This window comes from Klebsiella sp. 141153 (genome assembly GCF_032601995.1).
GTDB lineage: Bacteria > Pseudomonadota > Gammaproteobacteria > Enterobacterales > Enterobacteriaceae > Klebsiella > Klebsiella aerogenes.
The window spans coordinates 554268-567441 of sequence record NZ_JAQIRJ010000002.1; the positions used below are offsets into that span (position 1 = coordinate 554268).

10 protein-coding genes are annotated in these 13174 nt (G+C 57.6%); 2 read left to right on the forward strand and 8 right to left on the reverse strand.

Annotated features, from left to right (window positions below; all coding sequences use genetic code 11):
- Positions 1-4: 4 nt before the first annotated feature.
- The 3 genes from yeaW to PGS10_RS05655 form a co-directional block, all read right to left on the reverse strand.
- A complete protein-coding gene (gene yeaW / locus PGS10_RS05645) occupies positions 5-1129 on the reverse strand; it encodes a carnitine monooxygenase, oxygenase subunit YeaW (RefSeq protein WP_047065401.1) in 1125 nt (374 codons plus the stop codon).
- A 37-nt stretch (positions 1130-1166) separates the two neighbouring features.
- Complete coding sequence (locus PGS10_RS05650) at positions 1167-2774, reverse strand: BCCT family transporter (protein ID WP_047043604.1); 1608 nt, start codon at positions 2772-2774, stop codon at positions 1167-1169.
- 775 nt (positions 2775-3549) lie between these two features.
- Positions 3550-4635 carry a tartrate dehydrogenase gene (locus tag PGS10_RS05655; RefSeq protein WP_047043597.1) on the reverse strand — a complete coding sequence of 362 codons (1086 nt, stop codon included), beginning with the start codon at positions 4633-4635 and terminating at the stop codon, positions 3550-3552.
- 82 nt (positions 4636-4717) lie between these two features.
- On the opposite strand from PGS10_RS05655, the gene PGS10_RS05660 reads away from it, so the two are divergent.
- Entirely contained in the window at positions 4718-5713 is a 996-nt protein-coding gene (locus PGS10_RS05660) for a LysR substrate-binding domain-containing protein (protein WP_161801883.1), read from the forward strand.
- Here the strand turns inward: PGS10_RS05660 and puuE are convergent.
- The 5 genes from puuE to puuD form a co-directional block, all read right to left on the reverse strand.
- The gene (gene puuE, locus PGS10_RS05665; protein ID WP_289576810.1) at positions 5700-6965 is read right to left on the reverse strand and encodes a 4-aminobutyrate transaminase; all 1266 of its coding nucleotides are present in this window, start codon (positions 6963-6965) and stop codon (positions 5700-5702) included. The genes PGS10_RS05660 and puuE overlap by 14 nt on opposite strands.
- Positions 6966-7011: 46 nt before the next feature.
- Entirely contained in the window at positions 7012-8292 is a 1281-nt protein-coding gene (locus PGS10_RS05670; protein ID WP_045397003.1) for an NAD(P)/FAD-dependent oxidoreductase, read from the reverse strand.
- 2 nt (positions 8293-8294) lie between these two features.
- Positions 8295-9782 carry an aldehyde dehydrogenase PuuC gene (gene puuC / locus PGS10_RS05675; RefSeq protein WP_047050558.1) on the reverse strand — a complete coding sequence of 496 codons (1488 nt, stop codon included), beginning with the start codon at positions 9780-9782 and terminating at the stop codon, positions 8295-8297.
- A 249-nt stretch (positions 9783-10031) separates the two neighbouring features.
- On the reverse strand, positions 10032-10589 hold the full coding sequence (puuR, locus tag PGS10_RS05680) for an HTH-type transcriptional regulator PuuR (protein WP_002898590.1): 558 nt from the start codon (positions 10587-10589) through the stop codon (positions 10032-10034).
- Positions 10590-10614: 25 nt separating this feature from the next.
- Complete coding sequence (gene puuD, locus PGS10_RS05685; protein WP_161798760.1) at positions 10615-11367, reverse strand: gamma-glutamyl-gamma-aminobutyrate hydrolase; 753 nt, start codon at positions 11365-11367, stop codon at positions 10615-10617.
- A gap of 225 nt (positions 11368-11592) precedes the next feature.
- Between puuD and PGS10_RS05690 the strand changes: the two genes are divergently transcribed.
- Positions 11593-13011: a glutamine synthetase family protein gene (locus tag PGS10_RS05690; protein ID WP_045396993.1), complete on the forward strand. Its 1419-nt coding sequence runs from the start codon at positions 11593-11595 to the stop codon at positions 13009-13011.
- Positions 13012-13174: the final 163 nt, after the last annotated feature.

The following is a 13174-nucleotide window of genomic DNA, read 5'->3' on the forward strand; positions in this document are numbered from 1 at the left end:
AGGATTACGGCTGGAACACCTGGGCGACCAGATTGTGGAAATGCGCGATCCCATGCTCGGAGATACCGCTGCCGCTGTTATCCGCCATAATGCGTCCCTGGCCGCGATAGCCGCGGGACTTCAGCCCCTTCTGCACGCTTTCCACCAGACGTAAATCTTCCGGGCGGAACACGTCGCGATACCACTCAATCAGTGCCTTCTGATCGTCGGTCAACTCTTCATTGGTGAAATAGATGTCGTAGTTCTGCAGGGTGGTCTCTTCATCCACCGGGAACTCATAAATGACGGTCATCATGCCTTTGATCGGCGTGACGTTGAGCATGGTGCACGGCCACAGCCAGAAACCGTGGAACGCGGCGTCGGTGCCTTCTTCGAATTTAAATGACTGCTCGGACGGTTTGGCGAAGCCATACTGCAGCGTCCATTTGCCGTGCATGGTGTGCCAGTAACGGTCAACCTGCACGGAATCCGAGAAGCCCGGGTGCGCCGGGCCGCAGTGATAACATTCCAGATAGTTATCGACGATATTTTTCCAGTTCGCCGGGGTAAGGGTGGTAAAGCGCGCCGCCAGTTTCAGCTCATGAACATCCGGGCAGGCTTCCAGCACTTTGTCCTGCAGTCCCGGTAGCTGCGTTTCCACGCTCTCCGCTTCCGGGTTCATATTGATAAACACAAAGCCGGCATACTCTTCAAGGCGCACCGGCACAAGCTTTGCCTTTTCGCTATCGAAGTTCGCTACGTTTTCGCAGTTGCGGGCGTGGGCGAGATTGCCGTCCAGCTTGAAGGCCCAGGCGTGATAGGGGCAGGTAATCACGTTTTTGGCTTTACCTTCACCGCTCAGCAACTGGTGGCCACGGTGCGGGCAGACGTTATAGAAGGCGCGCAGAATGTTGTCGCGACCGCGGACGATAACGATATTTTCGCCGATGATCTCCCGGGTGATGTAATCGTTCGGCCTGGCGACTTCGCTGCCGTGGGCGACGCAAATCCAGCTATTGGCGAAGATACGCTCTTTCTCGTGCTCAAACGCCTGGCTGTCGGTGTAAAAACGGGCCGGAATGGTCCAGGCGTCCTGCGGATTGGCGCAAAAGTTAATCGGCAGGGTAAAGTCAGGGCTTAAATTGCTCATGTAGGGTCACCTTGTGATTATTGTCAGTAAGCGTTTTTTACAGCGACTGGCCGTCGCCTTTAAGTACCGCGCCAACCGGCAGCGTCTCGGCTTTAACGATCGGCTCGGGCGTATGGGTTTCTATCTGATGCACAGGCACGTGGGCGTAGTCCTGTTTTAGCCAGCGTACAAAGCCGCCGGTCTTGATCAGTAAAATGGCAAGGAACGGTAAGGCGGTCAGCACCACGGTGGTTTTCATGGTTTCCAGCGAGGCGCCGGTAAACAGAATCGATAGCGGGATGAGGGTGATCACCACGCACCAGAACAGGCGCATGCCGCGATCCGGATCTTCGCCTTCGCGCAGGTTACGGGTACTGGTTGCCGCCATGGTGTAGGCCACCGCATCCATATGCGAGGCGAGGAAAACGATCATCACGAACAGATAGGCGGCGAGGAACAGCTTGCCCGCCGGCAGCGACATCAGCACCTGCTGGACGGCGGTTTCGCCGCCGAGGGACTGCATCACCTGCGGCACGTTAATCACGCCGTTGACGAACTGATGCATGGCATAGCTTTCCATCACCCCGAAGAAGAACCAGCAGCCGGCGGTGCTGCCGAGAATAAGCCCCCAGATCACCTCTTTAATCTTACGTCCGCGGGAGACGCGGGTGACGAACATCGCCACGCCTGGGGTATAGGAGATCCACCACAGCCAGTAGAAGACGGTCCAGTTGCGGGTAAAGGCGCCATCGCCGAGCGGGTCGGTAAACAGGCTCATCTGCAGAAAGTTTTGGCTCGTCAGACCGATGGCGTTGATGATGTTATTGGTGATGAATTCGGTCGGACCAACCAGTAATACCACTAACGGCAGCAGGAACGCTCCCCAGCCGACCATTTTGCTCAGTCGCTGCAGGCCGTTATTGATGCCAATCCACGAGCTCATGCAGAAAATACCGCCGGAGAGCAGGATCACAAACGCCTGGACGGTGAAGTTATCCGGCAGTCCGGTGAGAGCTGACAGGCCGCGGGTGAAGGTGGCGGCTGTGACCACCAACGAAATGGTTAACGCGCCGACGGTGGCGATCAGAAACATCAGGTCAGCCAGGCGACCCCAGAAACCCTGCGGATTGACGCCGGTGATTGCCGAAATGATCCCGGAGAGGCTGAGGCCTTTATTTTTCCGCACGTGAAAGTGATAGGCCATGATCAGCGAGGCGAGGGTGTAGGTCGCCCACGCGCTAATGCCCCAGTGGAAGAAAGAGTAGGGGATGCTGTATTCCAGCGCTTTTGCTGAATGCGGCGCAATATTCAGGCCAGGGGTCTGGTAGTAATAAGCCCACTCGGCAACACCCCAGTACAGCGTAGAGGAGCCGAGTCCGGCGCAAATAAACATAAACAGCCATGAGAGAGTGCTGTACTCGGCTTTGCCTTCACCGAGCCGGATATTGCCGTATTTGCTGGTGGCCAGATACAACACCAGTCCCAGCGCCAGTAGCACCAGCACCTGTACCGCGGAACCCAGCAGGCGGGTGACGCCGTTAAAAATCGAATTAGCCGCCTGCGCGGTTTGTTGGGGGAAGAGACTTAATGTAGCGGCGATGAAAACAATGGCCGCCAGGCTGATGACAATCAGCGGCACATCTTTTTTCTTTACGTTGCTCAACATGAGTGATCTCCTGGGCACGGTTGCCCGTCGGTGGCTTTAGCCTGTCGTTGTTATCACGCTGTAGGGTCAGGGTTCGTAGCAAAATGCTATTAACAATTGGATTATTTCTTTGTTACATGAATTAAACAATTGGCCGATTCGTGAAGCAATAAAACACGGAACGGAAATAATAAAAGGTGAATTGGCGCAGGTTCTTTCCTTTCAGGAATCAATAAAGTTCGCCGCTGTGATGCGGTTCACTTGTCAATCGTGGGGGATTCTGCATTGAGAGGAGAGAGGGGAGTTGGCAGGCCAGGCGTGCGGGTTTTCCCGGGTAGCGGCTACGCCTTACCCGGGCTACGGTCCGAGCGACCTGCCTTTTATTTATTCACCACGCTGGCTGAAACTGCTGGTGTTGGTGGCCTCAAAATCGCTGAGACGTTCCCGGAAGGCCGGGGCAGCCCGCATGGATGCGGGCTGAGGGCCGTGTTTTGCAAGGACGCTGCCTCGGCCCGACCCGAAGCCTGCAGGGATAAGTCGAAGGTACCACGAAGTGGCGATTTTGGCGGCCAGAGCCCGGGAGTACAGAGGGCGGCGGCGAATGGCCGCCCTCTGTGCGCTCCCTGCTCCATGAGAGCCATAACGCAGAAGAAATATCGGGAGCGCAATGTGCTCTGAATTAACACAAAGCACATGTTTTTCCCGGACCAAAACCGTTGCAAACCGATGCGATATCTACATGAGCGTGCCATTGTAGCCCCGGTAAGCGCAGCGCCACCGGGGAGCGGCGCGGTAATTACGCCAAAATGGCCTTGCAGATAGCGTCGCTGACCTGCTGCGTTGAGGCGGTGCCTTTCATGTCCGGGGTTTTCGGCCCGCTGGCGATCACCTGCTCTATCGCCGCCAGAATGCCGTTATGCGCGGCGTGGTAGCGCTCATCGCCGTTACCAAGGAAATCGAGCATCATCGCCCCGGCCCAAACGGTGGCGATCGGGTTGGCGATATTTTTACCGTAAATATCCGGCGCCGACCCGTGAACCGGTTCGAACAGCGACGGGAAGGTCCGCTCTGGGTTCAGGTTAGCCGACGGCGCAATACCGATAGTGCCGGTACAGGCCGGGCCGAGATCCGACAGAATATCGCCAAACAGGTTCGAGCCGACGACCACGTCGAAACGTTCCGGCTGCAGCACGAAGCGGGCGCAGAGAATATCGATATGCTGCTTGTCCCAGCGAATTTCGGGATAGCTTTTGGCCATCTCTTCCACGCGTTCATCCCAGTAGGGCATGCTGATCGCCAGACCGTTAGATTTGGTCGCGGAGGTCAGCGTTTTGCGCGGGCGGCTTTGCGCCAGCTCAAAGGCGTAGCGCAGGATCCGGTCAACGCCGCGGCGGGTGAAGACCGACTCCTGAATCACCACTTCATGCTCCGTGCCTTCATTGGCGCGACCGCCGAGGGCGGAATATTCGCCTTCGGTATTTTCGCGCACCACGTAAAAATCGATGTCGCCGGCCTTTTTACCCGCCAGCGGACAGGGGACGCCGGGGAACAGGCGCACCGGACGCAGATTGACGTACTGATCGAACTCACGGCGGAACTTCAGTAGCGATCCCCATAGCGAGATATGGTCGGGGACGGTATCCGGCCAGCCGACGGCGCCGAAATAGATAGCATCGAAGCCCTGCAACTGCTCGCGCCAGTCGTCCGGCATCATCTTGCCGTGGTGGGCGTAATATTCGCAGCTTGCCCACTCCATCTGCTCGAAGCTCAGCGACAGATCCCAACGCTGCGCGGCGGCTTGCAGCACGCGAATACCTTCAGGCAGAACTTCTTTACCAATTCCGTCACCGGGGATGGCGGCAATACGACAGGTTTTTTTCATTCCGGTTCTCACTTTTTAGCGATGATGTTTGACCACCTGCCTATCCTATAATTGACTGGTTCATAATTAATCACGCTAACTGGTGAAACATAAAACACAGATCATGAATAATCTGCCGCTGCTAAATGATTTACGCGTGTTCATGCTGGTCGCTCGCCGGGCCGGTTTTGCCGCCGCCGCCGAGGAGCTTGGCGTCTCACCGGCGTTCGTCAGCAAGCGGGTTTCGCTGCTGGAGCAAACCCTGCATGTGATGTTGCTGCACCGTACCACCCGACGGGTCACCATTACCGAAGAGGGGGAGCGGATCTACGAATGGGCGCAGCGCATTCTGCAGGATGTGGATGAGATGATGGACGAGCTTTCCGACGTGCGTCAGGTACCGCAGGGAACGCTACGAATTATCAGCAGCTTCGGCTTTGGTCGCCGGGTGGTCGCCCCCGCGCTGTCGGCGCTGGCCCGCCAGTACCCGCAACTTGAGCTGCGCTTCGATGTCCAGGACCGGCTGGTGGATTTGGTCAATGAAGGGGTGGATCTCGATATTCGCGTCGGCGACGATATCGCGCCGAATCTGATTGCCCGCAAGCTGGCGACCAACCACCGTATTCTCTGCGCGTCGCCGCAGTTCCTTGCCCGCCACTCGCCGCCGAAACAGCTAAGCGACCTGGCAGCCTTACCCTGTCTGGTGATTAAAGAGCGCGATCATCCGTTTGGCGTCTGGCAACTGCACAGCAAAGAGGGCCAGCACGCGATCAAGGTAACCGGGCCGCTCTCCTCCAACCATGGTGAGATTGTGCATCAGTGGTGTCTGGATGGGCAGGGGATTGCATTACGTTCATGGTGGGATGTCAGTGAAAATATCGCCAGCGGCCATCTGGTACACGTGCTGCCGGACTATTATCAGCCCGCCAACGTCTGGGCGGTCTACGTGTCGCGGCTGGCGACCTCAGCCAAAATTCGCACCACCGTAGAGTTTCTGCGCCACTATTTTCAGCAGCACTATCCCCAGCAGTGTATCGTCAGCAGCGAGGAAAACAGCCGGCGACCAGCGCCGCCGGCGGAGGGCGTTACAGACGAGTGACGCTCTGCAGGATCGTCAGCGCGCGGGAGAATTGAGCATCCGGGATGGTCAACGGATAGAGGAAGCGAATAACGTTGCCATACTGGCCGCAGGTCAACAGCAGCAGGCCCTGCTCCAGCGCCTGCTGCTGGATTTTCTGCGCAATCGCCGCCGACGGTTCGCCGGTCGCCGGATCGAAGAACTCGGCGGCGATCATCGAACCCACGCCGCGCGCTTCCACCAGCGCCGGACACCAGCCCTTAACTTCCTGTAGCGTCGCCAGCAGGCGCTCGCCGAGGAACTGCGCGCGCTCGCACAGCGCTTCGTTATCAATGATATCCAGCACCGCATGCGCGGCCGCCACCGCCAGCGGGTTGCCGGCGTAGGTGCCGCCTAAGCCGCCCGGCGCCGGGGCATCCATGATCTGCGCGTTACCGACCACGCCGGAAAGCGGCATGCCGCCCGCCAGGCTTTTAGCCATCGTCATCAGATCCGGTTTATCGGCATAGTGATCCATGGCGAACAATTTACCGGTGCGGGCGAAGCCGCTCTGTACTTCATCGGCAATCATTACGATGCCGTGCTCATCGCAGAGGCGGCGTACTGCGGCAACCAGCTCTTTCGGCGCGACGTTAAAGCCGCCTTCGCCCTGTACCGGTTCGAAAATAATCGCCGCCACCTGTTTGGCTTCGATATCGGCTTTGAACAGGCGTTCAAGGGCGGTAATCGAATCGGCGGTGCTGATACCGTGCAGCGCTGACGGGTACGGCACGTGGTATACCGAGCCGGGGAACGGCCCGAAGCCCAGTTTGTACGGCGCGACCTTACCGGTTAGCGCCATCGTCATATAGGTACGGCCATGGAAACCGCCGCCGAAGGCGATAACGCCGGGGCGTCCGGTATGGGCACGGGCGATTTTCACCGCGTTTTCTACCGCTTCCGCGCCGGTAGAGAAGAAGGCGGTTTTTGCCGGGCCTTTCACCGGCGCCAGTTCGTTGAGCTTCTCCGCTAGCGACACATAGCTTTCATAAGGCACGATCTGATAGGCGGTATGGGTAAATTGCTGCAGCTGCTGTTCAACCGCGGCGACCATCCGCGGATGGCGATGGCCGGTATTCAGCACCGCGATGCCGGCGGCGAAATCGATATATTCATTGCCTTCGACATCGGTCAAGGTGGCGTTTTGCGCGCTCTGGGCAAAGAAGTTGCACATAACGCCCACGCCGCGCGGGGTAGCGGTAAGACGACGCTGATGGAATTCATTGTTGCTCATAATAAACACCCTTTAGCAAAAGTTAATCACGGAACCGAACGGCAAATCAGACCCCAAGGCGATCGCGCAGGCTGTAGTAGGCGGCGCCCATGGCGGTAAAAGGAATTCGCAGGCTGCGCCCGCCCGGGAACGGGTAGTGAGGCAGTTTGGCGAAGGCATCGAAGCGCTCGGCATCGCCGCGCAGCAGTTCTGAAATCAAGCGTCCGGCCAGATGAGTACAGGTCACGCCGTGACCGCTGTAGCCCTGCATGTAGTAAATATTGTTATCCAGACGGCCGAACTGCGGCATACGCGACAGGGTCAGCAGGAAGTTGCCGGTCCAGCGGTAGTCAATTTTCACCCCCTGCAGCTGCGGGAAGGTTTTCAGCAGCTTCGGCATAATCAGCCGCTCTACGTCGTCCGGGTCACGGGCGCCGTAGACCACGCCGCCGCCGTACAGCAGGCGGTTGTCGCCGGTAAGACGGTAGTAGTCCAGCAGGTAGTTACAATCTTCCACGCAGTAGTTTTTCGGGATCAGCGAGCGGGCTAAGTCTTCCGACAGCGGAGCGGTCGTCACGACCTGAGTGCCGCACGGCATGCTGCGTTTTGCCAGCTCCGGTTCAAGCTTGTCGCCGAGATAGGCGTTACCGGCGACGATCACGTAGCGCGCGGTTACCTGGCCGCGTGCGGTACTGACCACCGCCGGGCTGGTGTGCTGAATTCGGGTCACCGGCGACTGCTCATACACCCGGCCGCCGTTAAGACGAATAGCGTCCGCTTCGCCGATGGCGAGGTTCAGCGGGTGAATATGGCCGCCGCTGTGGTCGAGCAGGGCGCCGACGTAGCGGTCGCTGTCTACTTCGCGACGAATGGCATGGCTGTCGAGCAGTTCCAGTTGGGTATTACCGTAGCGCTCCCAGTTGGCTTTTTGCTCTTCCAGCGTTTCCATTTGCTTATGGTTCATGGCCACAAACAGGCCGCCTGGGCGGTAATCGCACTGGATCTGGTAGCGCTGGATGCGCTCGCGAATAATATCGCCGCCTTCGAACATCATGCTGCCGAGCATTTTGGCCGCATCCGGGCCGTAGTTCTTCTCAATAACGTCGATATCGCGGCTATAAGAGTTAACCAGCTGTCCGCCGTTGCGGCCGCTGGCGCCGAAGCCGATACGCGCGCCTTCCAGCACTACTACGTCGTAGCCCATTTCGGCCAGATGCAGGGCCGAGGAGAGGCCGGTGTAACCGCCGCCGACGACGCAGACGTCACAGTTGATTGATTCCTCCAGCGTTGGGAACGGTTCATACTTGTTGGCGCTGGCGGCGTAGTAGCTAGTGGTATGTTCAGTCATGATCAAGACTCCAGAGCAATCCAGATGGTTTTCAGTTCGGTGAATTTTTCCAGCGCGTGCAGCGATTTATCGCGCCCGTTGCCGCTCTGCTTATAGCCGCCGAACGGGACGGTCATATCACCATCGTTGTAGTTGTTGACGAAGACCGAGCCGGCCTTCAGGCGGCGACTCATGCGGTGGGCGCGCGACAGATCGCGGGTCCACACCGCGGCGCCGAGACCGTAGTCGCTGTCGTTGGCCAGTTGCAGCGCCTGTTCTTCGCTTTTGAAGCGCGTGACCACCAGCACCGGGCCGAAGATCTCTTCGCGGCTGAGGGTTGAGGACGGGTCGACATCGACGAAAATGGTTGGGCCGACGGCGGCTGGCCACGGATTTTTCCGCCCGTCGAGGAATAGCGTGCTTTTGGCCTCACCGCCGCGGATAAAGCTGTGCACGCTGTCGGCATGGGCGTTATCAATTAACATCCCCATGGTGGTATCGGGATCGAGCGGATTGCCCGGCTGCCAGTTTTGCGCCTGGGCTTTCAGTAATGCCAGGAACTCGTCGGCGATGCTCTCTTCCAGCAGCAGGCGGGTGCCGGCGATGCAGACCTGCCCCTGGTTATAGAAGATACCGCCGGCGGTGGCGTTGACCGCTTTTTGCAGATCCGGACAGTCGGCGAAGACGATATTGGCGCTCTTGCCGCCCGCTTCCAGCCACACGCGCTTCATGTTGCTGTCGCCGGCATCTTTCAGCAGCTGTTTGCCGGTACGGGTGGATCCGGTGAAGGTGATGACTTCAACGTCAGGATGCAGCGCCAGCGCCTGCCCGGCCTCGTGGCCAAAGCCGCTGACCACGTTTAACACCCCGTCCGGAAGTCCGGCTTCTTTTGCAAGCCCTGCCAGACGCAGGGCGGTGAGCGGCGATTTTTCCGAGGGTTTGAGGATTACGCTATTGCCTGCCGCCAGCGCCGGGCCGAGTTTCCAGCAGGCCAGCAGCAGCGGGAAGTTCCACGGCACCACCGCGGCCACCACGCCAATCGGTTCACGAACGATCATTGCCAGCTCGTTGCCGCCGGTGGGCGCCACTTCGCCATAGACTTTATCCAGCGCTTCGGCGTACCAGCGAATGGCGCGGGCGGCGCCGGGAATATCGTCGCGCAGGCTGTGGCGGATCGGTTTGCCGGTATCGAGCGTTTCCAGCAGCGCCAGCTCTTCACGATGGGTTTCCATCAGGTCGGCAAATTTCGTGAGAACCGCTTTACGCCGGGCCGGGGAGGCCTGCGACCAGTCGCCGTTATCAAAGGCCTGGCGCGCGGCTTTCACTGCCCGTTCGACGTCGGCTTTTTTACCGCGGGCGACCTGCGCTAATGTCTGCTGTGCGGCAGGGTCGATAGTCTCGAAGGTGGTATTATCGGCCGCGGCGCAATATTCGCCGTTAATAAATAAGCGCGTTTCAATGGCCAGGTTTTTCGCTTTTTCCTGCCAGTAAGCCAGGTGCTGAAAATTCATCATGACTCCTTAAAAACATCATCGGCAAAATATAGGGTTCGGCGTTTTCAGGGGCTCAGGGCGCAGGGCGTCCCCGGGGTAGAAAACCGTCTCTTCGCCATTAACTGGCGTTAATTATCTTTGGGCCAGCAGGAAATAAGATTTCCGCGCTGCGCAGGTATTATTACTGCGAGTTCTTCGCCGCGGCGGAAATATTACATCCGCCGCGGCAGGCCTGAAGAAAGCCTGAAACCTGCTCAGGCTAAGAAATTAGAATGTGGTGGGGGTGTGGGCACTGATAATGCGGCAGATACCTGCCGAGGTGTTGCTGAAACTATGAGGGATGCCGGTATTAATGGCATAGCTCTGTCCAGCCACCAGGTGGTACGACTGACCGTTAATCGTCAGCACGATTTCACCTTCCAGTATGGTGCCTATCTCCTCACCCTGATGCTTTATTCTCTCCCCGGTTGTGGTCCCAGGCTGGTAAGTTTCAAAAATCATCGCCAGCGTACGGTTCGGATTTCCGTTATGAACCAGTTTCATTGAAACGCCCTGACTCCCCATTTCGATAAGATCGTCCTGATTAATGACGACCTGCGGTTCATCCGGCTTTTCGGGTTCAGAAAAGAATTCCGAGAGCGACAGCCCATATACTTTCAGCAGCTTTTGCAGCGTACTGATGGCAGGACTGACTTTGTCCTGCTCTATGGTGCTGATGGCACTATGTGTTAACCCAGACAGTTCGGCGGCACGACGCTGTGAAAGACCCAGCTGTTGGCGGATCTCTGACAGACGTTTCCCTGGCGCCAGTCCGTCATCGCTCATATTTGCATTTCCTTAACTGTAGTGGTCAGAGCCGCCGCTTTTCGGCGACATGGCTCTGACAGGCGGTGATAAAACCATCAAACAACATACGCGACAGGGCGTATTCGCTACTGTTCCATTCAGGATGCCATTGTACGCCCAGCGCGAAAGGGTGGTCGTTGACGCTGACCGCCTCAACCAGCCCATCCGGTGAACGGGCCTCCACGCGCAGACGCGAACCCAGCGTTTTTGCGCCCTGGCCGTGTAGCGAGTTTACCCAAAACGTGTTGCAGCCCGGTATTAACTGAGAAAGTAAACCTCCTTCCTGCACCTCCACCTGGTGGGACGGCGCATACTGCTGCTCCACCGGTAGTTCAGGATCTTCGCGATGCTCCAGCAGTTCCGGCTGTTCAAACAGACGACGATACAGAGTCCCGCCGGTGGCGACAACCAGTTCCTGCAGCCCTCGGCAGATGGCGAAAATGGGGATGCGCCTTTCGAGCGCGGCGTTAATTAGCGCCATGCTCAGAAGATCACGCCCGGGGTCGGCGTCAGGCTCATCGCCGTTTTCACCATAAAGGTGCGGCTGCACGTTGCTGGGGCTGCCTGGCAGGTAGATCCCGTCCAGTTTATCGACTAACGCATCCAGTAGTTCCGGCTCGGCCAGCGCGTGCGGCAGGGCAATCGGCAGTCCGCCAGCGTTAACAATGGCATTCAGGTACTTTTCTTGCAGAGTCTGGGTCTGGTGACCCTTAAGCCTGTTTCTACACATCACGACGCCAATAACTGGCTTGTACATTATATTTTCCATGATCGCCCTCACAAAGTGGACTAAATTATGACCGCTGGTGACTGATAAACGGCCATATCGTTCAATATTTTCTCAATCTAGCAGTGGAAATAGCCGTTTGCAAACTTAATTTAACATTTGACAAACATTTTGTTTGCATACACATTCGAAGGGTGGACATTATATTTGACGTTTTCAGTCAGGGTCCGAAAACTAAAACAACGGCGGTGAATCATGGAAACCAATATCGTAGAAGTTGAGAATTTTGTTCAGCAGACGGAAGAGAGACGGGTAAGCGCGTTCGCTAAAGAAGTGAAGCGCTACCTCGAAACCTACCCCAACACTCAGTACGTCGATGTACTCCTCACAGACCTTAACGGCTGCTTCCGCGGCAAACGCATTCCGGTCGCCAGCCTCAGCAAGCTCGAGAAAGGCTGCTACTTCCCGGCGTCCGTTTTCGCGATGGATATTCTCGGCAACGTGGTGGAAGAGGCCGGGCTTGGCCAGGATATGGGCGAACCGGACCGCAGCTGTGTCCCGGTATTAGGTACGTTGACCCCTTCGGCCGCCGATCCGGAATACATCGGCCAGGTCTTGTTGACCATGGTTGATGAAGATGGCGCTCCCTTTGACGTTGAGCCGCGGAACGTACTCAACCGCCTCTGGCAGCAGCTCCGCCAGCGCGGATTGTTCCCCGTGGTAGCGGTAGAGCTGGAGTTCTATTTACTCGATCGCAAACGCGATGCCGAAGGCTACCTGCAGCCGCCGTGCGCGCCCGGCACCGACGACCGCAATACCCAAAGCCAGGTCTATTCCGTTGATAACCTCAACCATTTTGCCGATGTACTGAATGATATTGATGAACTGGCCCAGTTACAGCTGATCCCGGCGGATGGCGCGGTGGCTGAAGCCTCTCCGGGGCAGTTCGAAATCAACCTCCACCACACCGATAACGTGCTGGATGCGTGCGATGATGCGCTGGCATTAAAACGTCTCGTGCGTTTAATGGCGGAGAAGCATAAGATGCACGCCACTTTTATGGCGAAACCTTATGAAGAGCATGCGGGTAGCGGGATGCATATCCATATCAGCATGCAAAACAATAAGGGTGAAAACGTGCTGGCGGATGCGGACGGCGAGGATTCAGCCCTGCTGAAACGCGTGCTGGCCGGGATGATTGACCTGATGCCGGCGTCGATGGCGCTGCTGGCGCCGAACGTGAACTCGTATCGTCGCTTCCAGGCGGGCATGTATGTGCCGACGCAGGCGTCATGGGGGCATAACAACCGTACGGTAGCGCTGCGTATCCCGTGCGGCGATCGACATAACCACCGCGTTGAATACCGCGTAGCCGGGGCGGACGCCAACCCGTATCTGGTGATGGCGGCGATTTTCGCCGGCATCCTGCACGGCCTGGATAATCCGCTGCCGCTGCAGGAAGAGGTGGAAGGTAACGGTCTGGAACAAGAAGGCTTGCCGTTCCCGATCCGCCAGAGCGACGCGCTGTGGGAGTTTATGCAAAACGATCATCTGCGGGAGCGTCTTGGCGAGCGTTTCTGCCACGTTTACCACGCCTGTAAGAATGATGAGTTACTGCAGTTTGAGCGTCTTATCACAGAAACAGAAATTGAGTGGATGTTGAAAAACGCCTGATGTTCGCCCCGTAAGGGGCGCATTAGTTTAATCAGTAGCATCATACGGCCTGAGCGGAGCCTGGTCGTCCTTTTTGCTGGGAGCCCAGCCATTTCCCGGATGTCGCGTTAAGGAGCGCAGGCGGCAACGGGGCTTCAGTTAACGACACAGTGTGTGACGAGGA